This is a genomic window from Micromonospora sp. NPDC005174 (assembly GCF_040608495.1).
Lineage (GTDB): Bacteria > Actinomycetota > Actinomycetes > Mycobacteriales > Micromonosporaceae > Micromonospora.
This window is the reverse complement of sequence record NZ_JBEXIJ010000007.1, coordinates 165,596-188,591: the sequence shown is the minus strand read 5'-3', so window position 1 is coordinate 188,591 and position 22,996 is coordinate 165,596. Positions and strand designations below refer to the sequence as shown.

Below are 22,996 nucleotides of genomic sequence, written 5' to 3'. Positions count from 1 at the left end.
AAATCGTGCCACAGAACCCCGACAAGAAAGGCCCGCCGGACGGCCGAGCCGGACCCGAGCCGCGCGGCGGCGGGTGGGGCGGTCGTCGGGGCGTACCGTCAGGTGGTTTCGCGGCGGGCGCGGGCCCGGCGCTTGCCCTCGTGCATGGCCTGCACGCGGGCCACCGGGATCGTGCGGCCCTCCGCGACCAGGTCGGCGGGGATCCGCTGGGGTTCCGGCAGCAGCGCGAGCCACGGATCGGTCCCGGCGAGCAGCGACGGCGCCGTCCGGATGGTGAAGTCCGCCGGGGTCACCTCGGTCAGGTCAGCCCAGTCGACCGGGAAGGACACCGGCATGCCGGGCCGCAGTCGCGGGCTGTACGCGGCCACGACCGTCGCGCCGCCGGAGCGGGTGGCGTCCACGAAGACCTTCCCGCCCCGGTCCTCGCGGATGTACGCCGTGGTGGCGAGCGCCGGGTCGAGCCGTTCGGCCCGGACGGCGAGGGCCCGGGTGGCGGCGGCCAACTCCTCGGCGGTGGCGTCACCGATGACCGGGACGAACACGTGCACGCCCTTGGCGCCGCTGGTCTTGACCGCACCGGCCAGGCCGGCGTCGGCGAGTGCCTGGCGGACCAGCAGGGCCGCGTCGACCGCCGCCCCGAACCGGTCGCCCTCGGGCGGGTCCAGGTCGAGCACCAGGTGGGTCGGTCGGTGCGGGTCGGCCGCCGTGGCCAGGGTCGGGTGGTACTCGACGGCCCGCTGGTTGGCGAACCAGAGCAGGGTGCGCCGGTCGTCGCAGAGGGCGTACGAGATCTCCCGGTGCGACGCCTCGGCCCAGACCGACGTCCGGCGTACCCAGTCCGGGGTGTAGCGGGGCAGGTTCTTCTGCATGAACGGCGGCTGACCCGGGCGGACCCTGATCACCGACAGCGGCCGGTCGCGCAGCTGCCCGAGGATCGGCTCCCGGACCGCGTCGAGGTAGTCGACGAGGTCGCGCTTGGTCGCGTCGTCACGGTCGGACAGCGGCCGGTCCAGGTTGGTCAGGGCCACGCCGTCGCGGGTCTCGTCAGCCTCACTCACCCGATCACCCTCGCGGCCTCGGCGTCGGCGGTCAACCGGACGCGGCGCTCGGAGGCCTGCCGATTTCGAGGCCCACGGTCGGCGACCGGCCCGTCGACCGGTCCGTCGACGTCGGGTCGCGGCCCGCCCGGCCGGCGCGGCACCGTGCACAGCGCCAGCAGCAGGGCGGCGAGCATCAGGGCGGCGGCCACCGCGAACGCCACCCGGTAACCGCCGGCCAGAGCGGCCGCCTCGGCCCGGCCGGCGGCCCGCAGAGCGTCGCTGCGGGACGCCGCCAGGGTCGCCAGCGCCGCCAGGCCGACCGCCCCGCCGACCTGCTGGGTGGTGTTGGCCAGACCGGAGGCGAGCCCGGCGTCGGCGTCGGTCGCGCCGGCCATGGCCAGCGTGGTGACCGCCGGCAGGGTCAGACCACCAGCCAACCCGAAGATCAACATCGCCGGGAGTACGTCGGTGCGGTAGCCACCGTCGGCGGACAGCCGGGCGAGCAGCAGGAAACCGACGGCGGCCAGACCGAGCCCGGTCACCAGCACGGTACGGGCACCCCAGCGGGCGATCAGCCGGCCGGCCAGTCCGAGCGACACCACCGCGATCACCACCGGGGTGGGCAGGAACGCCCAGCCGGTCGCCGCCGCGTCCAGCCCGAGCACCAGTTGCAGCTCCACGGCGAGCAGGAACTGGAAGCCGAAGAACGCTGCCACCATGAGGAACTGCACGGTGTTCGCCGCGAGCAGCCCCGGGACGCGCATAAGTCGGGGAGGTAGCAGCGGGGTGGACGCCACGCCCTGGCGCACCGCGAAGCCGCCGAGCAGCAGCGCGGCGAGTGCCACCGCGCCGAGGGTTCGCGGACTGGTCCAGCCGTGCTCGCCCGTCCCCACGATGCCCAGCACGGCCGCCATCAGGCCAGCGGTGGCGAGCAGTGCGCCCGGCACGTCGAGGCCGGCCCGCAGGCCGATGCCCCGTTCGGCGGGGAGTCGGCGGACGGCGGCGAGCAGGATCCCCGCCCCGATCGGGAGGTTCACCAGGAAGATCGAACGCCAGCCGGCCAGCTCGGTCAGCACTCCCCCGGCCACCGTACCGATCGACGCGCCGGCCGCCCCGGTGAAGCTGTAGACGGCGATCGCGCGGGCCCGCTCGGCCGGCTCGGGATAGAGCCGGACGATCATGCCGAGGCTGACCGCCATGGCCAGCGCGCCGCCGACGCCCTGGCCGAACCGCGCGCCGACGAGCAGAGCCGGCCCGTTGGCGAGCGCGCAGGCCGCCGAGGCCACGGTGAACAGCACGACGCCGGCCAGGAAGACCCGGCGTCGACCGAGCAGGTCACCGAGGCGGCCGGCGAGCAGCAGCAGGCCGCCGAACGCCACCAGGTAGGCGTTCACCACCCAGGCCATCCCTGCGGCGGTGAAGCCCAGGTCGCGTTGGACGGCGGGCAGGGCCACCGACACGACACTGCCATCGAGAATGATCATGAGACTGCCGGCGCAGAGCACCAGCAGTGCCGGCCAGCGGGACGGGGAGACTCGGTCCATGGGGCCCCTCTTTGGTGCACGGTTTGTTACCGACGCCATCGTCTGTGACCATGAGCGGGAGCGGAAGGAGGCACTGTTGTGTCCCAGAGGAACAGCGATGTGTCCGCGCCGGTGGAGGCCGAGCTGACCTGCTCACCCGGGAACGTGCCCTTCACCCCCGGGCAGGCCCGGGCGTGCACCGTCCGCGAGGTGCTCGACCGGGTCGGCGGCAAGTGGAGCATCGGCATCCTGGTGGCGGCCTCGCACGGCCCGGTGCGCTTCACCGAGCTGGAGCGGCACATCGAGGGCATCAGCCGTCGGATGCTCACGCTGACCCTGCGCAACCTGGAACGCGACGGCCTGCTGCACCGCACCGTCTACCCGACCGTGCCACCGAAGGTCGAGTACGTGGCCACCCCGATGGCGCTGGAGCTGTACGAGTCGCTGGTGGCGCTCACGAGTTGGGCCGAACGGCACCGCCGGGCCATCGCCGAGGCGCGGACCAGGTACGACGCCGAGCACGCCGACTAAACGGGCAGCGGGTGTGGGGAACACCACGTGGCTTGTCTGACCGATCGGTCAGGGTCTGACCGATCGGTCAGGCATGCTGGTTCACGGAGGTGGACCGGTGATGGCCAGAGCGGTATCCGAGACGCACGGTGAGATCCTCGCCGCGGCGGCGCGACGATTCGCGGTGACCGGATACCGGGGCACCTCGTTGCAGGACATCGCCCGCGAGGTCGGTTGCTCCAAGGCCACCGTGCTCTACCACTTCGCCAACAAGGAAGCCCTGCTCGCCGAGCTGATGGCACCGGCCATCACGGTGCTGACCGACCTCGACGACCAGCTCAGCGGGTTGACCGGCGCGGCCGCCCAGGAGGTCGCCGCGGTCGGCTTCGTCGACCTCGCGGTCCGATTCCGGCGGGAGATCGCCGTACTGCGCGGCGAGTTCCCGGAGCTGCTCCGCCAGCCGGCCTTCGCTTGCATCCAGCAGATCTCCGAACGGCTGCGCGACGCGCTGGCCGGACACTCCGACCGTCCGAGCGCCCGGATCATCGCCGTGGTGCTGCTGGCCGGCATCTCCGAGGCGTGCGCGGAGTTCGTCGACGTCCCCGAGGACGACCTGCGCTCCGCCCTGCTCACCCTCGTCCGGCGGGCCGTCGAACCCGTCGGGACACCCCTGCCCCAAACACCCATGACCGAGGACAAGGACTCCTGATGGCCACCCTGCTCTACCGGCTCGGCCGGGGCGCGTTACGTCGGCGACGGCTCGTCGTCGCGCTCTGGCTCGTCGTACTCGTCGGCGCCGGCCTCGCCGCGGCGACCCTGCGCGGCCCGACGGCGAGCAACTTCACCATGCCCGGCACCGAGAGCCAGCGGGCGCTCGACCTGCTCGCCGAGCAGTTCCCCGCGGCCAGCGGAGCGACCGGCACAATCACGATCAAGGCGCCCGCGGACGGTCAACTGGCCACCCCGCAGGGCCAGGCCGTGGTGCAGGAACTGGTCCAGCAGGCCGGGACGCTGCCCGGCGTCGTCGGCGCGGTCAACCCGCTCCAGGTCGGGGCCGTCTCGCCCAACGGTCGGTACGCGCTGGTCCAGGTCCAGTTCGCCACCGGCGCGGACGAGGTGACCGACGAGCAGAAGACCGCGTACGAGGAGGTCGGCGCGGCGGCCAAGGCGCAGGGCTGGCAGGTCGCCCCGGGCGGTGAGGTGCTGGGCGGGGAACCGGAGATCGGCTCGACCGAGGCGCTCGGTGTCCTGGTCGCCGCGATCGTCCTGATCATCACCTTCGGCTCGCTCGTGGCGGCCGGGATGACCATGCTCAACGCGCTGATCGGCGTGGGCGTCGGCATGGCCGGCCTCTTCGCGTTGAGTGGCGTCATCGAGCTGACCAGCACGGCACCCATCCTCGCGCTGATGCTCGGCCTCGCCGTGGGCATCGACTACTCGCTGTTCATCACCTCCCGGCACCGGCGGAACCTGCTCGACGGCCTGCCGCCGGACGAGGCGGTCGGCCGGGCCGTGGGCACCGCAGGCTCCGCCGTCGTCTTCGCGGGCGCGACAGTCGTCATCGCGCTGGCCGGGCTGGCCGTGGTGGACATTCCGTTCCTCACCGTGATGGGTCTCGCCGCCGCCGGCACGGTCACCGTGGCCGTCCTCGTGGCCATCACCCTCCAGCCGGCACTGCTCGGCTTCGCCGGCCGACGGGTGCTCCCCCGCCGGCTGCGGGGCGTCTCCGCCGACACCACGCCGGCCACCGACACCCCCGCGTCGACCCCGGACGTCCACACGGTCACGGCCGAGGACCGCACCCGGTTCGGCTTCCGCTGGGCGCGTTTCGTCACCCGGTTCCGCGTACCGGTGATCCTGGTCGGGCTGCTCGGCCTGGGACTGCTCGCGCTGCCCACGCCGGACATGCGGCTGGCCCTGCCGGGCGCGGCGACGGCCGCCGTCGGCTCCCCCGCCCGGGTCGCCAACGACCTGACCGTCGAGGGCTTCGGCCCGGGCTTCACCGGTCGCCTCGCGGTGGTGGTCGCCGGCGACTCGCCGCAGGCCACCTCGGCCGCCGTACCGCAGGTCACCGCACTGCTGCAACGCACCGAGAACGTCCTCGCGGTGGCCCCACCCCAGCTCAGCCCGGACGGCCGGACGGCGCTGCTCGGGGTGGTGCCGAAGACCGGCCCGACCGACAAGGCCACCGAGACGCTGGTGCACGACATCCGCGGCTCGGTGAGCGGTATCCGCGACGCGGACGTGCTGCTCACCGGTGTCACCGCGATCGGCATCGACGTCTCCGAGAAGCTCTCCGACGCGCTGCCGGTCTACCTGCTGCTGGTGGTCGGGCTGTCGGTCCTGCTGCTGATGCTCGTGTTCCGCTCGTTGCTGGTGCCCGTCAAGGCCGCGCTGGGCTTCCTGCTCACCGTCGCCGCCACATTCGGCATCACGGTGGCGGTCTTCCAGCAGGGGCACCTCGCCAACCTGCTCGGCCTGGACACTCCCGGTCCGCTGATCAGCTTCCTGCCGATCCTGCTCATCGGCATCCTGTTCGGGCTCGCCATGGACTACGAGGTGTTCCTGGTGTCCCGCATGCGGGAGGACTTCGTGCACGGCGAGACCGCCCGGGAGGCGACGATCAGCGGCATGGGACACGGGGCCCGGGTGGTCACCGCCGCCGCGCTGATCATGATGTCGGTGTTCGGGGGCTTCGTCTTCCTCGACGACCCGGTGATCAAGTCGATGGGCTTCGCGCTCGCCATCGGCGTGGCCATCGACGCCTTCGTGGTCCGCATGACCATCGTCCCGGCCGTGATGTCCCTGCTCGGCGACCGCGCCTGGTGGCTGCCCCGCTGGCTCTCCCGCGCCCTGCCGAACGTCGACATCGAGGGCGAGGGCCTGCGCGACCACCTGACGGCCCAGACCCCCACCCGGGTCTGACCGTCCCGACCACCTGAAGGTGCGGTGCCCGTTGCGGGCACCGCACCTTCGTCGTACCGGTCACACGCCGGCCGGGTACGTCTCCATTTCACCGGGAACGGCCGGAACGGCCAGCGGGTGCAGGGCTGTCGTCTCGTCGCACCAGATGAGCGCGTCGTAACGCGCGCCCAGCCGGGTCGGCACGTAGTTGCCCCAGGACTCGAACGACGGGTCGTACACGACCCCGATCGCCCGGTGGTCCGCCGGCTCGGTGACCCAGCCCGGCTGGTCGTCGCCGCCGAAGACGAGCACCGCCCGCTCGGGCATCAGCTCGTGCAACCGCCGTTCCACCGAGCCCTCCCGCGCCGGCGGCACCACCATCGCCTCGGACGGCGAACCCCAGCGGGGGGCGGCGATCACCGTTCCCCGGTAGGTGCCGAATCCGACCAACGCCACCGCGTCGTCGCCGTACCGCTCGCGGGCCAACTGACCAATGTTGACCATCCCGTCCGCTGCCATGTCGGTGGCCCGCGCGTCCCCCACGTGCGTGTTGTGCGCCCAGACGATCCCTCGGGCGTCCGGGCCGTAGCGGTGCAGCAGCCGGTCGAGGGTGTCCTGCATGTGGGTGTCACGGATGTTCCACGAGTCCGGGCCGCCGGCCACCATCGCCCGGTAGTAGCGCTCCGCGCCGGCCACCACCTCCGCGTTCTGCCAGGCCGAGAAGCGGTCCGGGCCGTCCGACATGGCCTGTTCCCGGGTACGCGCCAACAGCCGGACCACCTCCTCCTCGCACCGGGCGGAGACGAACCGGCTAGCCGCGCCGTACTCCTCGACCCGCTTGCCGTACGGTTCGAAGCACCGGTACGCGTCCTGCGCCGCCTCCAGCGAGGTGGGGTCCTCCTCCCCCAGGTAGTCGAAGATCGCCTGCATCGACTCCCAGAGGCTGTAGACGTCGAGCCCGTGGAAGCCGGCCCGCTCACTTCCCGGTCGTTCCAGGTTCCACGCCCGCAGCCAGCGGCAGAAGCGCGCCACCTCCGCGTTGGCCCACATCCAGGTGGGCCACCGCTCGAAGCGTTCCAGCGCCGTCTGTGGATCGGCAGCCCCACCCGGCGCGTCGGTGACCGAACGGTGCACGCGGTCGCAGTCCGGCCAGTCGCCCTCCACGGCCACGAACGAGAAGCCGCACTCCGCGATCAGCCGACGGGTCAGCTGCTCACGCAGGCGGTAGTAGTCGTAACTGCCGTGCGTGGACTCACCGATCATCACCACCCGGGCGTCCCGAACGCGCTCCAGCAACGGGTCGAAGTCGCTCGGCGCGCCGAGCCGCTGAACCAGCATGGCAGCGGCTACCCGGCGGCCGCGCCGACAAACCGTCGGCGCGTCGGCCACCGACACGCCGTGCGCGTGTACGGGTACGACGATCGGGTAGCCGACCGGCATGACCGTCACCGGCGTGCAGTTGCAGGAGTACCTGGCCGGGCTCGACTACCCGGTCTCCCGCGAGGACCTCATCCGCTGGGGGCAGGAGAACGGCGCCAGCACGGCGATGTTGCAGATGTTGCAGGCGTTGCCGGCCGAGCAGTTCGAGTCGCCGGCCGAGTTGAGCGAGGCACTGACCACCCTCGCCTGACCGGCCGCACACCCGGCCGTGCGCAGAGGTGATTACTGGAGGGAGATCGTGCGGGACTCTTGGCGGGCGGTTTCGGCGGCGGCCAGGATCGTGACCACCTCCCGGCCGAAGCGGACGTCGCAGCGGTGGTCGCGGGTGCCGGCCTGGACCTGCTCGACGAGCTGGTCGATCGCCACCCCGAACGCCGTGGCAGCGTCGTACTCGCCGTGCGGCACGGTCTCGACACCGTTCTCGCCGTAGAACACGAACTCCCGGGCCATCGCCTCGGTCGGGGCGTCGAGGGAGAGCGAGGCGCTGCTGGTCGCACCGCCCTCGTGGGTGAGCAGCAGGTGCACCATCCCGCTCGGGCCGTCCACCGCCGTCACCTGGGTCACCCGGCCCAGCACCGGCAGGAGGATCGAGAGTGCGTGCGGGGCGATGTCCCAGAGCGCACCGTGCTCGCGACGCCACAGGGAGCCGCCGTACGGGCTGCCATCCTGGAAGATCGACGCGAACGCCGTGGTGCGGCCGTGCTGCCAGCCACCGGCCGCGGCGGTCGCGGCGAGGAACGCGGTGACGTTCGGCTGGAACCGCTGCGTGAAGAACACCACGGAGGCGACTCCGGACGCCTCGGCGGCAGCGACGACCCGGTCGGCGTCGTCCACGGTGAGCGCCAACGGCTTGTCCAGCAGCAGGTGCCGGCCGGCGTTGGCGGCGCGGACCGCGATGTCGGCCTGGACGTCCGGCGGCAACGCGACGGCGATCGCCTCGCACTGCTCGATGAGGGCGTCGACGTCGGCGTATGCGGGCACCCCGTACCGCTCGGCCAGCGCGGAGGCCCGCTCCGGGTTACGCCCCCACACCCCGACCAGTTCCGCGTCCGGGTGTGCGTGCAGCGCCTTCCCGTGCGTCTCGATCGCCCAGTGACCGGTGCCGAACAAGCCGAACCGCAGCACGTGTACCTCCGCTGTTTCGCCGCGCCGTGGCAACGCCACGGACCTGATCCACGCTAGTCGCCCCACTGGCCACACCGGTGGCGGGTCGCCAACCGAAGCGTCTGGTGCTCGCCAGCCGACGCCCGGCCTGCTCGTGCTGCCCCGCCGTGTCGGATGGTGTTCGGTGGTGTTCGGTGTGTCCCCGCGACTGCTGAGAGACGGGTGGCGAGGGCCGCCGGTGCGGCCGATCTCCTCGCGGTGGGTAGGGGGTAGGGGGTAGGAGCGGTCGTCCTTTGCTCTGCTTCAGCCCAGGCAACAGACGACGTCCGATAATCGGACAGCAGGTGTTTCCCTCGCTGAAGCAGAGCAAAGGACGTGAGGTGGGGGTGCACCTGCCCTCACGGCGACACCCCGGTCGGACTCCGGTCGCACTCCAGCGGCACCCCGGGGCGCGCCGGGCGGGGAGCGTGAGCTGCTTACTACGACGGTTAGTAGGCTGTGCCGGTGACCGAGGCGACGACCGGGTGGGGCCGATGACCAGCGCGGCGGCCGACTCGCCGGTGGACGGGCTCCTCGCGACGGCGTCGATCGTGCTGTCGCTGCTCGTCGCCGTGTGGGCGCTGATCGCGGCGGTACGCCACCGACCTCCGGACCGGGTGCAGTTCGCCGGTCTGGCCGTACTGGAATTGGCGCTGCTCGCGTTGGGGGTGTCGGCCCTCGTGGCGGTCGGTGGCGGGGACCGGCCGGGCGAGCCCGGCGCGTTCTACGGCTACCTGGTCACGCTGGTCTGCCTGCCGCCGCTGGCCTGGGTGCTGGCCCGGATGGAACCGACCCGCTGGGGTTCGGCGATCATCTGCGCGGTCTGCCTGGTCGCACCGGTCGTGGTGGTCCGGTTGCAGCAGACCTGGGAGGTCCTCGGTGGTTGAGACACAGCCGGCACGACGCGCCACCAATGCCGGTCCGGGCCGACTGCTGATCGCGGTCTACCTGCTCTTCGCCATCGCGGCGACCAGCCGGGCCGGCCTGCAGATCGCCACCAAGTTCGACGAGGCGCCGGTGGCGTACCTGCTCTCCGCCCTGGCCGCCCTCATCTACATCGTGGCCGCGGTGGGTCTGGCCCGTGCCGGGCACACCGGCCGGCGGGTGGCCCTGGCGTGCTGCTCGGTGGAGTTGGTCGGGGTCGTCGCCGTCGGCATCCTCAGCGTTGTCGACAAGGACCTCTTCCCCGACGAGACGGTGTGGTCGCAGTTCGGCAGCGGATACGGCTACATCCCGCTGGTGCTGCCGGTGTTGGGCCTGTTCTGGCTCTGGCGCACCCGCCGCGACGCGGCCTGACCGACAGCCGCGACCCGGCCTGACCGACCGGGCCGCGGGCCACCTGACGAGGGCGCGCGACTCAGGCCCGTGGGCCGCCGGCGACGTAGATGACCTGTCCGGAGACGAAGCCCGCCCCCTCACTCGTCAGGAACGAGATGGTGTGTGCGACGTCCTCCGGGCGTCCCGGACGCCGTACCGGGATCTCAGCGGCCGCGTGCTTCTGGAAGTCCTCGAAGTCGACCTTCATGCGGGCGGCGGTGGCCGCGGTCATGTCGGTGACGATGAAGCCCGGCGCGACCGCGTTGACGGTCACCCCGAACGGCCCCAGCTCGATGGCGAGCGTCTTGGTGAAGCCCTGCAGACCCGCCTTGGCGGCGGCGTAGTTGGCCTGACCCCGGTTGCCCAACGCGGAGGTGCTGGACAGGTTCACGATCCGCCCCCACTTGCGGTCCACCATGTGCTTCTGGGCAGCCTGGCTGAACAGGAAGGCCCCGCGCAGGTGCACGCCCATGACCGTGTCCCAGTCGGCGTTGGTCATCTTGAACAGCAGGTTGTCGCGGAGCACCCCGGCGTTGTTGACCAGCACGGTGGGCGCGCCCAGTTCGGCGGCGACCCGCTCGACGGCGGCCTCGACCTGGTCACGGTCGGACACGTCGGCGCCGACGCCGAGCGCACGGCCGCCCGCGCCGGAGATGGCGTCCACCGTCTCCTTGGTGGCGGCCTCGTCGATGTCGACCACGGCCACGGCCATCCCGTCGGCGGCCAGCCGCCGGGCGGTGGCCGCGCCGATGCCGCGTGCGGCTCCGGTGACGATGGCGACGCGGGACTCGTCCGACATGATTACCTCCGGGTAACTTGGGATCGATCGGAGGAGCCTAACTCCTGACCGACGGTTACCACTGATGACCATCGCTTTACACAAGCGATCTGTACCAGATGATCTTCCGCGCGTAGCGTCCCGTTCGCTGTCACCCCGCCAGCGAACAGACGACGAGGCAAGGAACGACATCAGTTGAAGCTCTCGCGTACCCGTGGAGCCTGGCTCGCCGCCGTGGTCTCCACGGCCCTCGTGGCGACCGGTGGCTCACCCGCCCTGGCCGCTCCCGGGGCACCGGCAAATCCCGGCCCGCCCTCCGCGACAGATCTGCCCACCCTTCCCGGCGCCCACTCGGTCACCCTGATCACCGGTGACACGGTCACCACCCGGCAGGGTGCCGACGGCGGCACCCTCGACGTACGACGTCCCGGTGGCGCACCGACGCCGGTGCGGGTGGTCGAGGCCGGGGACGACCTGTACGTCTACCCGCAGTCGGTACTGCCCTACGTGGCCGCGAACACCCTGGACAAGCGGCTGTTCAACGTCACCCGCCTGATCGCCGACGGGTACGACGACAAGGGGACCGACCACCTGCCACTGATCGTGTCGTACAACGCCGGGGCAGCGGGCCTGCGCACCAGCAGCGCGCCGGTCGGTGCGACCCGCACCCGCACCCTGAGCAGCATCTCGGGTGCCGCGCTGAGCGAGGACCGCGACCGGGCCGACGAGTTCTGGACCGCGATCACGGCCACACCCGGCGCGAAAGCGGTCACCCCGACCGGCGACAAGGGACGCTTCGCCGGTGGGATCGCCAAGATCTGGCTCGACGGACGCGTACGCGCCGACCTCGCCGACACCACCGCGCAGATCGGCGCTCCCACCGTCTGGGCGGGCGGCGACACCGGCACCGGCGTACGGGTCGCCGTCCTGGACACCGGCATCGACGCGGCACACCCGGATCTGACCGACCGGATCAGCACGTCCGCCGTGTTCGTGCCGGGCGAGGAGATCACCGACCGGGTCGGGCACGGCACCCACGTCGCCTCCACCATCGCCGGCACCGGCGCCGCCTCCGGTGGCCGGGAGAAGGGTGTCGCGCCCGACGCCCGGCTCGCCATCGGCAAGGTGCTCAGCGATGACGGCCACGGCCAGGACTCGTGGATCCTCGCCGGCATGGAGTGGGCGGCCCGGGAGGCCGACGCCAGCATCATCAACATGAGCCTGGGCTCGAGTGAGCCCAGCGACGGCGCCGACCCCTTGAGCCAGGCGGTCAACACGCTCAGCGCCGAGACCGGCGCGCTGTTCGTCATCTCCGCCGGCAACGCCGGCCTGCCCGGCAGCGTGAGCGCACCGGGCGCTGCGGACGCGGCGTTGACCGTCGGTGCCGTCGACGGCGACGACCAGCTCGCCTCCTTCTCCAGCCGGGGTCCCCGGATCAGCGACGAGGCAATCAAGCCCGAGCTGACCGCGCCCGGCGTCGGAGTGCTCGCGGCCCGGTCGCAGTACGCGCCCGGTGAGGGCGCGTACCAGAGCCTGGACGGCACCTCGATGGCCGCGCCGCACGTCGCCGGGGCCGCTGCCCTGCTCGCCGCCCGGCACCCGGGCTGGACGGGACAGCAACTCAAGGACGCCCTGGTCAGCACGACCAAAGCCACCACCCAGTACGACGCGTACCAGGCCGGCACCGGCCGGGTCGACGTCGCCGCCGCCGTGCGGGCCCCGATCGTCGCCACCGGCGCCGTCTCCACCAGCGTGCGGCAGGGCACCACGAGGGCCACGCACCCGGTGACGTACACCAACACCACCGGTCAACCCATCGCGCTGGCCCTGGCGGTGGACGCGCCGAACGCTCCGGCCGGGCTGTTCAGCCTGTCGGCGGCGCAGCTGACCGTGCCCGCGAACGGCACCGCCAGCGTCACGCTGACCACCGACACCTCCCGGGCAACCACCGGCAGCCGGTACACCGGCCAGATCGTCGCCACCGGGCCGGATCGGGCGGTGCTGACCCGCACCGCCGTCGCGCTCGGCACGTACCACCCGTACCACCATCTCCGGTTGGAGATCACCGACCGGTCCGGCAAGCCGGCCAGTGGCACCATCGAGCTGGGCCAGCCGGGCAGCTACGACATCAGCTTCATCAACACCGACGCGGACGGAGTCGCCCAGCTCTACCTGCCCGAGGGTGTCTGGTCGGCGATGAGCTTCCTGAACGTCACGGGCAGCCACGGGCCGAACTCCCTCGGCGTGGCCCTGCTCGGCAACCCCGATATCGACCTGCGTGCGGACACCACGGTCCGACTGGACGGAAAGGCGGCCCGCCAGGTCCAGTCGTCGGTGCCGCAGCGCACCGCCGACACGTTCACCCGGCTGGACTACTACCGGTCCCAGGGCGAGGGCCGCTGGCGCTCGTTCATCGCCGGCGGGGTGTTCTACGACAGCTTCTGGGCGCAGCCCACCACCCGGGACGTCCGGCACGGCGACTTCTACGTCGGTGCCCGGTGGCGCAAGGAGCAGCCGGTGCTGGCCGTCGGCACGACAAAAGTCAACTTCGACGACGTGGTACGTCAGCAGGGCACCACCCAGTTGCCCAAGGGCAGGCGGACGATGCCGGCGGTGTTCGCCGGCAACGGTGCGGCCAGCGACTACGCCGGGCTGAACGCCCGGGGCGCGGTGGCCGTGGTCCGGCGCAACTGGGACGTCACCGACGCCGAGCAGGCCGCCGCGGCGACCGCCGCCGGGGCGACGATGATGCTGGTGGTCAACGACTTCCCGTGGCGCGAGGTGCGCGACTACTCGATCGACTTCTTCACACCCACCCCCATCGAGGTGGCGATGCTCAGCACCGACGAGGGCGAGGCGTTGATCCGGCAGATCGAGCACGGTTCCACGAAGGTCGAGGTCGTCTCGCAGCCGGTCGCCGACTACGTGTACGACCTGGTGCAGGCGTACCACAACCGGATTCCGGGTGACCTGAGCCGGACCGAGACCCCGAAGACGCTGGCCCGGGTGGATGTCGGCTTCCGCGTGCCGACCCCGGAGACGCGGGGTGGCGAGTTCCGCTACGACTGGCCGTCGTACAACAACTGGGGCATCGGCCAGAGCAGCAACCGGCCGCTCGCCGCGGTCCGGACCGACTGGGTGTCCACCGGTGACCTCTACACCTGGGGTCAGGAGGCGTACCTCGACGCCGCCACCTACCAGATCGACCCCCGGACCAGCTTCCGTGCCGGCAGCAGGAGTCGGGAGCAGTTCTTCACGCCGATCGAGCGGCCGCACCTGAACAACAACTTCAAGCTGCCGACCCGCTCCGGGGACACCCTCAACCTGGACGTGCCCGGTTGGGGTGGCGACGACCACGTCGGCATGGCGATGAGCGCCGCAGGGCAGACCAACAAGCTCTACCAGGGCGGGACGCTGCTGGGCGAGAGCACCAGCACGTGGGTCAGCGGCACCGCGCCGAGCGCGGGCGACCTGCCGTACCGGCTGGTGGTGGGTACCACCCAGGACCCGACCGTCGGCCGGTACTCGACCAGCACCACCACCGAGTGGACGTTCCGGTCGAAGGCGCCGGCCGCCGGGGTGGAGTCGAGCATGCTGCCGCTGCTCCAACTCGACTACGCCGTCGACACCGACGCCGCCGGTACCGCGAAGGACCGGACCGCGCTTACCGTCTCCGCCGCGCACCTGCCCGGCGTCACCGGCTGCGGCAGCATCCGGCCGGTGCACCTGGAGATCTCGTACGACGACGGGGCGCACTGGCAGCGGCAGCCGCTGGACCGCGCGAAGGACGGTTCCTGGACGACGACGCTGCGGGCGCCCAAGGATGCGCGGTACGTGTCGCTGCGGGCCGACGCCGCCGATGGCGCGGGTAACTCGGTCCGGCAGACCGTCCTGCGGGCCTTCGGGGTGCGCTGACGGGCCACCGCGTCAGTCGGGGGGACCGCGCCAGTCGGCGCGGTCCCCCTCGTCGTCAGTACCCCGGACTCCGGCAGAGGCGGATCCACCGGTACCCGTGCCCGGAGACCTTCACCGCGCCGAGCTTGCCCAACTCGCCGTAGCCACGGTCGGTGAGCACGTCGATCGGCAGGTCGGCCTCCGATTCGAGGCTGCTCAGGTCCACCTCGACGTCGTCGGTGCCCAGGTTGTGCAGGAAGACCATCGTGCCGGTCGGCCCGTCCGCCCGGTGCGCCAGAACCCCCGGCGGCATCGCCACGTCGATGTGGGTGGTCGAGCCGGAGCCGATCTCCGGGGCCTCCCGCAGCGTACGGATCATGCGCTCGAACCAGGCGAGCAGTGACTTCGGGTCGCCACGCTGGGCGGTGACGTTGACGCTCTGGTAGCCGAAGTCACCCTTGTCGATCACCGGGCGGACCAACTTCTCCGGGTCCGCCGTGGAGAAGCCGGCATTCGGCTTGTACGACCACTGCATCGGCGTACGGATCGCCTCCCGACCGGGCAGCGACAGGTCCTCGCCCATCCCGATCTCCTCGCCGTAGCGCAGCACCGGAGTGCCGCGCAGGGAGAACTGCAACGCGTACGCCAGCTCGATGCGCCGCCGGTCGTTGCCGAGCATCGGGGCGAGCCGGCGGCGGATGCCCCGGTCGTAGATGCGCATGTTCTCGTCCGGGCCGAACTCCGCGTACACCTGGTTGCGCTGTTCGGTCGTCAACCGGGACAGGTCGATCTCGTCGTGGTTGCGCAGGAAGGTGGCCCACTGCCCGCCGACCGGGAGCTTCGGGGTGTCGCGCAGCGCCTCGATCAGCGACTCCGGGTCCTGCCGGGCGAGAGCGAGCACGAGCCGGCCGTTGAGCATGAAGTCGAACAGCATGTGGATGCGGTTGCCGGAGCCACTGGTGTCGCCGAAGAACGTCGGGAGCTGGTCCGGTTCGACGTTCGCCTCGGCGAGCAGGACGGCGTCGCCGCGCCGCCACTGCACGTGCTGGCGCATCTCGGTGAGGAACTCGAAGTCCTTCGGGGAGTCCGGGTTGCCCGGCTCGGTCAGCTCGATGATGAACGGCACCGCGTCCATCCGGAAGCCGGCGACCCCGAGCTGGAGCCAGAACGACATGATCTTCTTGACCTCGGCCCGGACCTCGGGGTTGGCGAAGTTGAGGTCCGGCTGGAACTTGTAGAACCGGTGGTAGAACCACGCCTTGGCGGTCCGGTCGTAGCTCCACGTCTCCTTCTGCTCGCCGGGGAAGACCATGCCCTGGTGGCGGTCGGCCGGCTCGGTGTCGGACCAGACGAACCAGTCCCGGTACGGCGAGTCGGGCGAGGATCGGGCCGACTGGAACCAGGGGTGCTCGTCGGAGGTGTGGTTGACCACCAGGTCGATGATCACGCGGATGCCCCGGTTCTGTGCCTGGTGCAGCAGCTCGGCGAAGTCGCCGAGGGTGCCGAAGCGGGGGTCCACGTTGTAGAAGTCGGTGACGTCGTACCCGTCGTCGCGGTTGGGTGACGGGTGGATCGGGTGCAGCCACAGGCAGGTCACGCCCAGCCGGGCGAGGTAGTCCAGCCGGCCGATCAGCCCACGGATGTCGCCGACCCCGTCGCCGTCGGAGTCGGCGTACGTGTCGATGTCGAGGCAGTAGACGACGGCTTCGGAATACCAACGGTCACCCATGCGGGAGGAACTTCTCCCGTTGATCACCACGGCAAACCCGATGGACCCGCCCGGTCGGTACCCTGCCCGGCATGGAGAGCGACCTCGTACCGCCGAGCGATGAGTTGGACTGGTCCCGGGGCGAGTGGTTGCACCCGCCGGTGCGCACCGAGCACGGCCCGGCCGGTGAGCTGGTCGTCGAGGCCGGAGCGGAGACCGACTTCTGGCGTCGGACCAGCTACGGCTTCGTCCACGACAACGGCCCGGCGCTGCTGGCGCCGTTGCCCGTCGGCGCGGCCATGGAGGTGAGCTTCGCGCTCGACTTCTCGGCGCAGTTCGACCAGGCCGGCGTGCTGGTGCGGGTGGACGAGCGGACGTGGGTCAAGGCGGGTGTCGAGGTGAGCGACGGCGAGTCGCAGCTCGGCGCGGTGGTGACCCGGGAGTTCTCCGACTGGTCGGTCTCCCCGGTACCGGGCTGGGCGGGTCAGGAGGTGACCGTACGGGTCAGTCGGGCCGGTGACGCGCTGACCGTACGTGCCCGGGTTGCCGACGGGCCGTGGCGACTGGTCCGTCTCGCGCCGCTGGACCCGACCGTCGAGGCGATGGCCGGCCCGTTCTGCTGCGCCCCGACGCGCGGCGGCCTCACCGTGGTGTTCACCGGTTGGCGGCAGGGCCCGGCGGACACGGCGCTGCACCCGGAGGCCTGACGATCGAGGGGTGGCACGGCTCACCGGCAGGTGTGCCGTGCCGGCCACTGGGTATGACAGTCCGATCCCCTCCTCGGCCGTACGGAAGGATGACCAATGGCGTACGCCCAGACTGGTGACCCGTCCGAGTTCACCGGCCTGACCGGATGGGTGGCCTCGGTGATCGAGGCGATGGGTCCGGTCGGCGTGGCCCTGCTGGTCGCGCTGGAGAGCATCGTCCCGCCCATCCCCAGCGAGATCGTGCTGGCGATGGCGGGTTTCCTGGCCCACGAGGGTCAGTTCAACGTCGTCCTCGTGGTGGTGGCCGCGACGGTCGGCTCGCTGGTCGGCGCGCTGGTGCTCTACTGGGCCGGCGCGGCGGTCGGTGAGGAGCGGTTGAAGCGCTGGCTGGACCGTATTCCGCTGGTGGACAGCGACGACCTGGAGAAGGCCGACCGCTGGTTCGAGCGACACGGCCGGTGGGCGGTGCTGATCGGCCGGGTGGTGCCGGTGGTCCGCAGCCTGGTCTCCGTCCCGGCCGGGGCCAACCGGATGCCGCTGGGCGAGTTCGTCCTGCTCACGACGATCGGCAGCGGGGTGTGGAATGCCCTGATCGTCGGCTCCGGTTACGCGCTGGGCAGCCGGTGGCAGAACGTCGAGCGGTACAGCGACTGGTTCAACTACGCCATCGGAGCGGTCTTCGTCGTCATGGTGGTCGCCTGGGTGGCCCGCAAGATCCGCCGCCGTCGGCAACGCGACGACCGGCGGTCGGTGACCGCCGGTCGCTGATCCGCGTCGTCGCCGACGCCCCTGGCGGGACGCCGTCGACGGTCAGGGCAGGGGATGCCCTGCGGCGGGTGCCGGTGTGGCCTGCGGACGGCGTAGCACCGCCTGCTCCAGCGCCGACCAGGCTGTCGTCGTCACCAGGTAGATCACCGCGGCGAGCGGCAGCACCAGCGCCACCAGCACGGTCGTGAACGGCAGCAGGGGCAGCAACCGACCGAGCGTGGCCGCGCCCGGTCCCTCGACGGGCGTACCGGCCACCGTGCCGACCGCCGCCGACGCGCGCCGTGCGCGCCGCGACGACCACCAGGCCAGCACCAGCAGCAGCGCCAGCAGCCCGGCGAAGAGCGGCCCGGCCGCGCCGGCCAGGCCGTCGCCGAGGTGATGACCCAGGGGTACGCCGACCAGCCGTTCGTCGAGCAGTCCCGTACCGCCCTCGTCGGTGGCGAACAGGCGGTACAGGACCAGCAGGAACGGTGCCTGGATCAGCAGGGGCAGGCAGCCGGCCACCGGGTTCGCGCCGGCCGAGCGGTACAGCGCGAACACCTCGCGCTGGAGTGTCGCCGAGTCGTCGGCGTACCTCTGCTGGAGCTCGCGCACCTGCGGGGCGAGCGCCGCACGGCGTCGCTCCCCGCGGACCTGCGCGACGGTCAGCGGTGCGATCAACAGTCGGACGGCGATGGTGAGCAGCACGATGGCGGCGACCGTCGCCGTGCCGTCGGCCAGCGGTTCGAGCAGATCGGCGAGCCAGGACAACGCGGTGCCGGCGGCGCCGACGACGTCGCGCAGTGGTGCGAAGGCGAGCATGGGAAACCCCTCGGTCCGATTCCGGTGGGTCCTCCCCCGGCGGTGGCCGCCGGCAGGAAGGACCGATGACTGTGGGATCGGCCGCGCGGCGACGTGTCGCTACGCGGCGAGGGGGCGTCCGGGTGCGCGGGGGCGGGGTCGTCCGGCAGCATCCGGATCGATCTGGCGGGGTGTGCGCCGAGACCGGGCCCGAGCGCGCAGCCCCGCCCAGCGTCGCGCGACACCCGGTGCTCGGGCCAGGCCGAGCGGGTGCGCGGCGAGCAGCGCGGCGATGAGGACCAGGGCGGTCAGCGCGGCCCCCGCCAGCAGGTCGGCCGGGCGGTCCGCGAGCATGCCGAGCTGGGCGGACGCGGACATCCACGCGGCCCAGAGGTATCCCAGCAGCATCGGCACGCGCTCAGCATAGGACCCGGTGTCAGGTCCCCCGGCAGGATCGGCGACCGGCGGTCGGAGCCCGACACGCGGGACGGCGTGCCGTCACCACGTTTCCGGGCGTTACCACTGTGGGTAACGAAGCGTCCGACCGGCGCGGACAGACCGCGAGCGGCAGAAACGGACGGTGGTGCGCGATGACGGGGCAGGTGGCGGAGGCACCCGGCGGGACGACCGCGGGGACCGATGTGCTCACCGTTGGCGTCGAGGAGGAGTTCCTGCTCGTCGACCCACACACCGGCGCCGCGGTGCCCGCCGTCGACCTCGTGCTCGAACAGGTCCCGGCGGAGCTGCGCGGTCAGGTGGAACGCGAGTTCCAGACCAGCCAGATCGAGATCGGCTCGCCGCCCGGCCTCGAGCTGTCCTCGATCCGGCACTCCCTCGGCGTACTCCGCAAGGCGCTCGCCGACGCGGCCGAGCGGGCCGGCGTACGGCTGCTGGCCATCGGCACCGGCCCGGTGGACGGCCCGGTGCCGCCGGTCGTGGACAAGCCCCGTTTCGACCGGATGATCGAGCGCTTCCGGCTGCTCGTGCCCGGCCCCGGCAACAACGGCATGCACGTGCACGTGGGCGTCCCCGATCCGGAGACCGGCGTGCAGGTGCTCAACCACGTCCGGCCGTGGCTGCCGATGCTGCACGCCATCACCACCAACTCGCCGTTCGCCGGTGGCGAGGACACCAGCTACGCGAGCTGGCGCTCGGTCGAGTGGGAGCGCTGGCCGTCGGTCGCGCCGACGCCCTGGTTGGAGTCGCACGAGCACTACCAGCGGCTGATCCGTCAGTTGATCGCCAGCGGGGTGATGCTCGACGAGGGCATGCTCTACTGGTACGCCCGGCTGTCGGCGAAGTACCCGACCGTGGAGCTGCGCATCGGCGACGTCTGCCCGACCGTGGACGACGCGGTGCTGGTCGCCGCGCTGGTCCGCGCGCTCGTGGCCACCGCCATGGAGGACGTCGAGGCCGGCCGCCCCGCGCTGCGGACCGACCACCACCTGCTGGTCGGCGCGCACTGGCGGGCCGCCCACGACGGCCTGGAAGGCGAGGGCGTCGACGTCACCACCGGTGAGCCGAAGCCCGCCTGGGACCTGTTGGACGGGTTCGTCGAACGACTGCGGCCGGCGCTGGAGCGGCACGGCGACTGGGCCGAGGTGTCCGACCTGCTGGGCGGGCTGCGCCGCCACGGCACCGGCGCGGCCCGACAGCGCGCCGTGTACGCCCGTACCGGACGGCTCGTCGACGTCGTGCACGACGTGGCGCGACAGACGCGCGGCTGAGCACCCGCGTGACAGGATGATCCTGTGGCGCAACGATTGATCGTCATCGGCGGGGACGCCGCCGGCATGTCGGCGGCGTCCCAGGCACGCCGCCGCCGCGACCGCGACGACCTGGAGATCGTGGTCTTCGAGCGAGGTCACTTCACCTCCTACTCGGCCTGCGGCATCCCCTACTGGATCAGTGGGCTCGTGCCCGGCCCGGAGCATCTGATCGCCCGCGACCCGGAGACGTTCCGCACCAAGTTCGACATCGACGTACGGATGCGCCACGAGGTGACCGCCATCGACCTCGAACGGCGCGAGGTGGTCGCCCGGGACCTGGAGCACGGCGGCGAGATCCGGGAACGCTTCGACGAGCTGATGTACGCCGCCGGCGCGACACCGACCAAGCCCCCGTGGGCGCAGTCGGACGTCGCCGGCGTGTTCGGGGTGCAGACCCTCGACGACGGGGCGGCGCTGCGCGACTGGCTGGACGCCGAGCCGCAGCCGCGCCGGGCGGTGGTGGTGGGCGGCGGCTACATCGGCGTCGAGATGGCCGAGGCGATGATCCAGCGCGGCCTGTCGGTGACGCTCGTCGAGCAGGCCGAGCAACCCATGTCGACGGTCGACGCCGACATGGCCGAACTCGTCGCCGAGGCCATGCGTGGCCTCGGCGTCACCATCCGCGCCGGCCTGCCGGTGACCGGCCTCGACCAGCGGGACGGCCGGGTGTCCGCCGTGGTCACCGCCGAGGGGCCGATTCCGACCGACGTCGTGGTCCTGGGTCTCGGCGTACGCCCCAACGTCGGGCTCGCGGAGGCCGCCGGACTGCCGCTCGGGCCGACCGGCGCGATCCGGGTGGACCGGCGGATGCGGGTTCCCGGCTTCCCTGGAGTCTGGGCGGCCGGCGACTGCGTGGAGACCCTGCACCGGGTCAGCGGAATGCCGGTGTACATCCCACTCGGCACCCACGCCAACAAGCAGGGCCGGGTGGCCGGCATCAACATCGGCGGCGGGTACGCCACCTTCACCGGCGTGATCGGCACGGCCGTGACCAAGGTCTGCGAGCTGGAGGTCGGTCGGACGGGTCTGCGGGAGCGGGACGCCTCGGCGGCCGGCTTCGACTTCATCTCGGTGATCGCCGAGTCGACCAACCGGGCCGGCTACTACCCCGGCGCCCGAGCGATGACCGTCAAGCTGATCGCCGAACGTCCCAGCGGCCGTCTGCTCGGCGCGCAGATCGTCGGCTGGTCCGAGGCGGCCAAACGCATCGACACTCTCGCCGTCGCGTTGTGGAACGGCATGACCGTGGACGACATGACGGCACTGGACCTGGGCTACGCTCCGCCGTACGCGCCGGTCTGGGATCCGGTGCTGATCGCCGCCCGGAAGGCGGTCGATGCGCTCGCCGCCCTTGATCGCTGACCGCGCCCGCCGTGGAGGTCCACCCCGTGACCCAGACCCCGACCAGGCTCACCGCGCGCCGACGTCCGACCATGGTCGATGTCGCCCGACACGCCGGAGTCAGCCTGAAGACGGTCTCCCGGGTGGTCAACGACGAGCCGGTGGGTCAGGAACTGCTCGGCCGGGTGCTGGCCGCCATCACCGAGCTGGGTTTCCGACGTAACGACATCGCGCGCAACCTGCGCTCGCGCCAGCTCAACGCGACCGTCGGGTTGCTCATCGAGGAGATCGCCAACCCGTTCTACGCCACGATCGCGAGCGTGGCCGCCGAGATCGCCGCCGCGCACGGCACCATGTTGATCACCGCCTCATCGGAGGAGGACCCGGAGCGGGAACGCGCCGTCCTCCAGGACTTCACCCAGCGCCGGGTCGACGGGCTGCTGGTGGTGCCGGCGGGCCCCGACCACTCGTTCCTGCGCCGCGAGGTCGAACTGGGCATGCCGGTGGTCTTCCTGGACCGGCCGCCGCAGGGGCTGCTCGCCGACACCGTGCTGCTGGACAACTCCGGTGGCGGTCGGGCCGGCGTCGACGCGCTGCTCGACGAGGGGCACCGCAGGGTCGGTCTCCTGCTCGGCGCGCCGAGCGTACCCACGATGCGGGAACGGCTGGCCGGCGCGCGGGCGGCACTGGCGGACGCCGGAGTCGAGTCGGACGAGTCGCTGGTGTGCGACCGCCTGATCGCCCCTGAGGAGGCCGGGCGGGCGGTCGCCGCGCTGCTCGACCTCCCGGACCCACCCACCGCGTTCTTCTGCGGCAACAACCGGCTCACCGTCGGCGCGTTGCAGGAGCTGCACCGCCGGGGCAGCGACGCGGCGCTTGTCGGCTTCGACGACTTCGAACTGGCCCACCTGATGCCCCGACCGTTGACAGTCGTCGCCTACGACACACGCGAACTGGCCCGGGTAGCCACCGAACGCCTCTTCGAGCGCATCGCCGGCGACGACTCCCCCCCGTCGACAACGGTCCTACCCACCCGCCTCCTACACCGAGGCCTCCCCTAACCCCGCCCCGCTCTGCCCCGCTCTGCCCCGCCCCGCTGCCCCGCTGCCCCGCTGCCCGCGGCCCGCTGCCCCGCGGCCCGCGGCCCGCGGCCCCGCGGCCCGCTGCCCGCTGCCCCGCTGCCCGCGGCCCGCTGATCTTGCACTTTCTGTCGTTGACCTGCGCACAAATGCGCCTTTTGTCGCAGCAGAAAACGCAAGATCGCGGGAGTGAGCGACGTGCATGCGCCCCCGCACCCACCGGACCTCCGCGATCTTGCACTTTCTGTTGTCGATTCGTGGATTTTGACCCGCTCTGTCGCGACAGAAAGTGCAA

19 protein-coding genes and 1 pseudogene are annotated in these 22,996 nt (G+C 71.9%); 12 read left to right on the top strand and 8 right to left on the bottom strand.

What is annotated here, in order from left to right; genetic code table 11:
- Window positions 1-98: 98 nt before the first annotated feature.
- Complete coding sequence (locus ABZU91_RS11265) at window positions 99-1,058, bottom strand: ATP-dependent DNA ligase (protein WP_355237429.1); 960 nt, start codon at window positions 1,056-1,058, stop codon at window positions 99-101.
- Complete coding sequence (locus ABZU91_RS11260; protein WP_355237426.1) at window positions 1,055-2,584, bottom strand: MFS transporter; 1,530 nt, start codon at window positions 2,582-2,584, stop codon at window positions 1,055-1,057. The genes ABZU91_RS11265 and ABZU91_RS11260 overlap by 4 nt, the downstream gene beginning before the upstream one ends.
- A gap of 123 nt (window positions 2,585-2,707) precedes the next feature.
- Here ABZU91_RS11260 and ABZU91_RS11255 point away from each other — a divergent pair, with 123 nt between their 5' ends.
- From ABZU91_RS11255 to ABZU91_RS11245, 3 genes are all read left to right on the top strand, one after another.
- Complete coding sequence (locus ABZU91_RS11255) at window positions 2,708-3,094, top strand: helix-turn-helix domain-containing protein (RefSeq protein WP_355052881.1); 387 nt, start codon at window positions 2,708-2,710, stop codon at window positions 3,092-3,094.
- Between the two features lie 100 nt (window positions 3,095-3,194).
- Window positions 3,195-3,782 carry a helix-turn-helix domain-containing protein gene (locus ABZU91_RS11250; protein ID WP_355237423.1) on the top strand — a complete coding sequence of 196 codons (588 nt, stop codon included), beginning with the start codon at window positions 3,195-3,197 and terminating at the stop codon, window positions 3,780-3,782.
- Window positions 3,782-5,998: an MMPL family transporter gene (locus ABZU91_RS11245; RefSeq protein ID WP_355237421.1), complete on the top strand. Its 2,217-nt coding sequence runs from the start codon at window positions 3,782-3,784 to the stop codon at window positions 5,996-5,998. The genes ABZU91_RS11250 and ABZU91_RS11245 overlap by 1 nt, the downstream gene beginning before the upstream one ends.
- Window positions 5,999-6,058: 60 nt before the next feature.
- On the opposite strand, the gene ABZU91_RS11240 is transcribed toward ABZU91_RS11245, so the two are convergent.
- Window positions 6,059-7,315, bottom strand: coding sequence for an erythromycin esterase family protein (locus tag ABZU91_RS11240; protein WP_355237647.1), 1,257 nt, complete (start codon window positions 7,313-7,315; stop codon window positions 6,059-6,061).
- 100 nt (window positions 7,316-7,415) lie between these two features.
- Here ABZU91_RS11240 and ABZU91_RS11235 point away from each other — a divergent pair, with 100 nt between their 5' ends.
- Window positions 7,416-7,607, top strand: coding sequence for a DUF2795 domain-containing protein (locus tag ABZU91_RS11235; protein ID WP_355237418.1), 192 nt, complete (start codon window positions 7,416-7,418; stop codon window positions 7,605-7,607).
- Window positions 7,608-7,639: 32 nt separating this feature from the next.
- Here ABZU91_RS11235 and ABZU91_RS11230 read toward each other — a convergent pair whose 3' ends face one another.
- On the bottom strand, window positions 7,640-8,542 hold the full coding sequence (locus ABZU91_RS11230; RefSeq protein ID WP_355237415.1) for a Gfo/Idh/MocA family oxidoreductase: 903 nt from the start codon (window positions 8,540-8,542) through the stop codon (window positions 7,640-7,642).
- A gap of 477 nt (window positions 8,543-9,019) precedes the next feature.
- Here ABZU91_RS11230 and ABZU91_RS11225 point away from each other — a divergent pair.
- Window positions 9,020-9,447, top strand: a pseudogene (locus ABZU91_RS11225) (hypothetical protein).
- Window positions 9,440-9,856, top strand: coding sequence for a hypothetical protein (locus tag ABZU91_RS11220; RefSeq protein WP_355237412.1), 417 nt, complete (start codon window positions 9,440-9,442; stop codon window positions 9,854-9,856). Before ABZU91_RS11225 ends, ABZU91_RS11220 begins: the two are co-directional and overlap by 8 nt.
- A gap of 61 nt (window positions 9,857-9,917) precedes the next feature.
- Here the strand turns inward: ABZU91_RS11220 and fabG are convergent, their stop codons facing one another.
- Window positions 9,918-10,676, bottom strand: coding sequence for a 3-oxoacyl-ACP reductase FabG (gene fabG / locus ABZU91_RS11215; protein ID WP_355237409.1), 759 nt, complete (start codon window positions 10,674-10,676; stop codon window positions 9,918-9,920).
- Window positions 10,677-10,850: 174 nt separating this feature from the next.
- On the opposite strand from fabG, the gene ABZU91_RS11210 reads away from it, so the two are divergent.
- Window positions 10,851-14,570 (top strand): S8 family serine peptidase, encoded by a 3,720-nt coding sequence (locus ABZU91_RS11210; protein ID WP_355237406.1) that lies wholly within the window; start codon window positions 10,851-10,853, stop codon window positions 14,568-14,570.
- A gap of 55 nt (window positions 14,571-14,625) precedes the next feature.
- On the opposite strand, the gene ABZU91_RS11205 is transcribed toward ABZU91_RS11210, so the two are convergent.
- Window positions 14,626-16,278, bottom strand: coding sequence for an alpha-amylase family protein (locus ABZU91_RS11205; protein ID WP_355237403.1), 1,653 nt, complete (start codon window positions 16,276-16,278; stop codon window positions 14,626-14,628).
- 71 nt (window positions 16,279-16,349) lie between these two features.
- Here ABZU91_RS11205 and ABZU91_RS11200 point away from each other — a divergent pair, with 71 nt between their 5' ends.
- Together ABZU91_RS11200 and ABZU91_RS11195 are read left to right on the top strand one after the other, a co-directional pair.
- Window positions 16,350-16,964, top strand: a complete 615-nt coding sequence (locus ABZU91_RS11200) for a DUF1349 domain-containing protein (RefSeq protein WP_355237400.1) — start codon at window positions 16,350-16,352, stop codon at window positions 16,962-16,964.
- 96 nt (window positions 16,965-17,060) lie between these two features.
- Window positions 17,061-17,732, top strand: a complete 672-nt coding sequence (locus ABZU91_RS11195; protein ID WP_355237398.1) for a DedA family protein — start codon at window positions 17,061-17,063, stop codon at window positions 17,730-17,732.
- Between the two features lie 42 nt (window positions 17,733-17,774).
- Here the strand turns inward: ABZU91_RS11195 and ABZU91_RS11190 are convergent, their stop codons facing one another.
- Both ABZU91_RS11190 and ABZU91_RS11185 read right to left on the bottom strand, forming a co-directional pair.
- Window positions 17,775-18,533 (bottom strand): membrane protein insertase YidC, encoded by a 759-nt coding sequence (locus tag ABZU91_RS11190; RefSeq protein WP_355237395.1) that lies wholly within the window; start codon window positions 18,531-18,533, stop codon window positions 17,775-17,777.
- A gap of 99 nt (window positions 18,534-18,632) precedes the next feature.
- Entirely contained in the window at window positions 18,633-18,920 is a 288-nt protein-coding gene (locus tag ABZU91_RS11185; RefSeq protein ID WP_355237644.1) for a DUF6412 domain-containing protein, read from the bottom strand.
- A gap of 182 nt (window positions 18,921-19,102) precedes the next feature.
- On the opposite strand from ABZU91_RS11185, the gene ABZU91_RS11180 reads away from it, so the two are divergent.
- The 3 genes from ABZU91_RS11180 to ABZU91_RS11170 all read left to right on the top strand — a co-directional run bounded on the left by ABZU91_RS11180 (window position 19,103) and on the right by ABZU91_RS11170 (window position 22,683).
- Window positions 19,103-20,239 (top strand): glutamate--cysteine ligase, encoded by a 1,137-nt coding sequence (locus tag ABZU91_RS11180; protein ID WP_355237392.1) that lies wholly within the window; start codon window positions 19,103-19,105, stop codon window positions 20,237-20,239.
- Window positions 20,240-20,263: 24 nt separating this feature from the next.
- Window positions 20,264-21,643 carry an FAD-dependent oxidoreductase gene (locus ABZU91_RS11175; RefSeq protein ID WP_355237390.1) on the top strand — a complete coding sequence of 460 codons (1,380 nt, stop codon included), beginning with the start codon at window positions 20,264-20,266 and terminating at the stop codon, window positions 21,641-21,643.
- Between the two features lie 71 nt (window positions 21,644-21,714).
- Window positions 21,715-22,683 (top strand): LacI family DNA-binding transcriptional regulator, encoded by a 969-nt coding sequence (locus ABZU91_RS11170; protein WP_355237641.1) that lies wholly within the window; start codon window positions 21,715-21,717, stop codon window positions 22,681-22,683.
- Window positions 22,684-22,996 lie beyond the last annotated feature (313 nt).

What these genes read in the sequence shown, in the direction of transcription:
- ABZU91_RS11260 (WP_355237426.1), bottom strand. Translation starts at nt 2,584, where the DNA reads ATGGACCGAGTCTCCCCGTCCCGCTGGCCGGCACTGCTGGTGCTCTGC.
- ABZU91_RS11250 (WP_355237423.1), top strand. Translation starts at nt 3,195, where the DNA reads ATGGCCAGAGCGGTATCCGAGACGCACGGTGAGATCCTCGCCGCGGCG.
- ABZU91_RS11245 (WP_355237421.1), top strand. Translation starts at nt 3,782, where the DNA reads ATGGCCACCCTGCTCTACCGGCTCGGCCGGGGCGCGTTACGTCGGCGA.
- ABZU91_RS11240 (WP_355237647.1), bottom strand. Translation starts at nt 7,315, where the DNA reads ATGCTGGTTCAGCGGCTCGGCGCGCCGAGCGACTTCGACCCGTTGCTG.
- ABZU91_RS11235 (WP_355237418.1), top strand. Translation starts at nt 7,416, where the DNA reads ATGACCGTCACCGGCGTGCAGTTGCAGGAGTACCTGGCCGGGCTCGAC.
- fabG (WP_355237409.1), bottom strand. Translation starts at nt 10,676, where the DNA reads ATGTCGGACGAGTCCCGCGTCGCCATCGTCACCGGAGCCGCACGCGGC.
- ABZU91_RS11205 (WP_355237403.1), bottom strand. Translation starts at nt 16,278, where the DNA reads ATGGGTGACCGTTGGTATTCCGAAGCCGTCGTCTACTGCCTCGACATC.
- ABZU91_RS11200 (WP_355237400.1), top strand. Translation starts at nt 16,350, where the DNA reads ATGGAGAGCGACCTCGTACCGCCGAGCGATGAGTTGGACTGGTCCCGG.
- ABZU91_RS11195 (WP_355237398.1), top strand. Translation starts at nt 17,061, where the DNA reads ATGGCGTACGCCCAGACTGGTGACCCGTCCGAGTTCACCGGCCTGACC.
- ABZU91_RS11190 (WP_355237395.1), bottom strand. Translation starts at nt 18,533, where the DNA reads ATGCTCGCCTTCGCACCACTGCGCGACGTCGTCGGCGCCGCCGGCACC.
- ABZU91_RS11185 (WP_355237644.1), bottom strand. Translation starts at nt 18,920, where the DNA reads ATGCTGCTGGGATACCTCTGGGCCGCGTGGATGTCCGCGTCCGCCCAG.
- ABZU91_RS11180 (WP_355237392.1), top strand. Translation starts at nt 19,103, where the DNA reads ATGACGGGGCAGGTGGCGGAGGCACCCGGCGGGACGACCGCGGGGACC.
- ABZU91_RS11170 (WP_355237641.1), top strand. Translation starts at nt 21,715, where the DNA reads ATGGTCGATGTCGCCCGACACGCCGGAGTCAGCCTGAAGACGGTCTCC.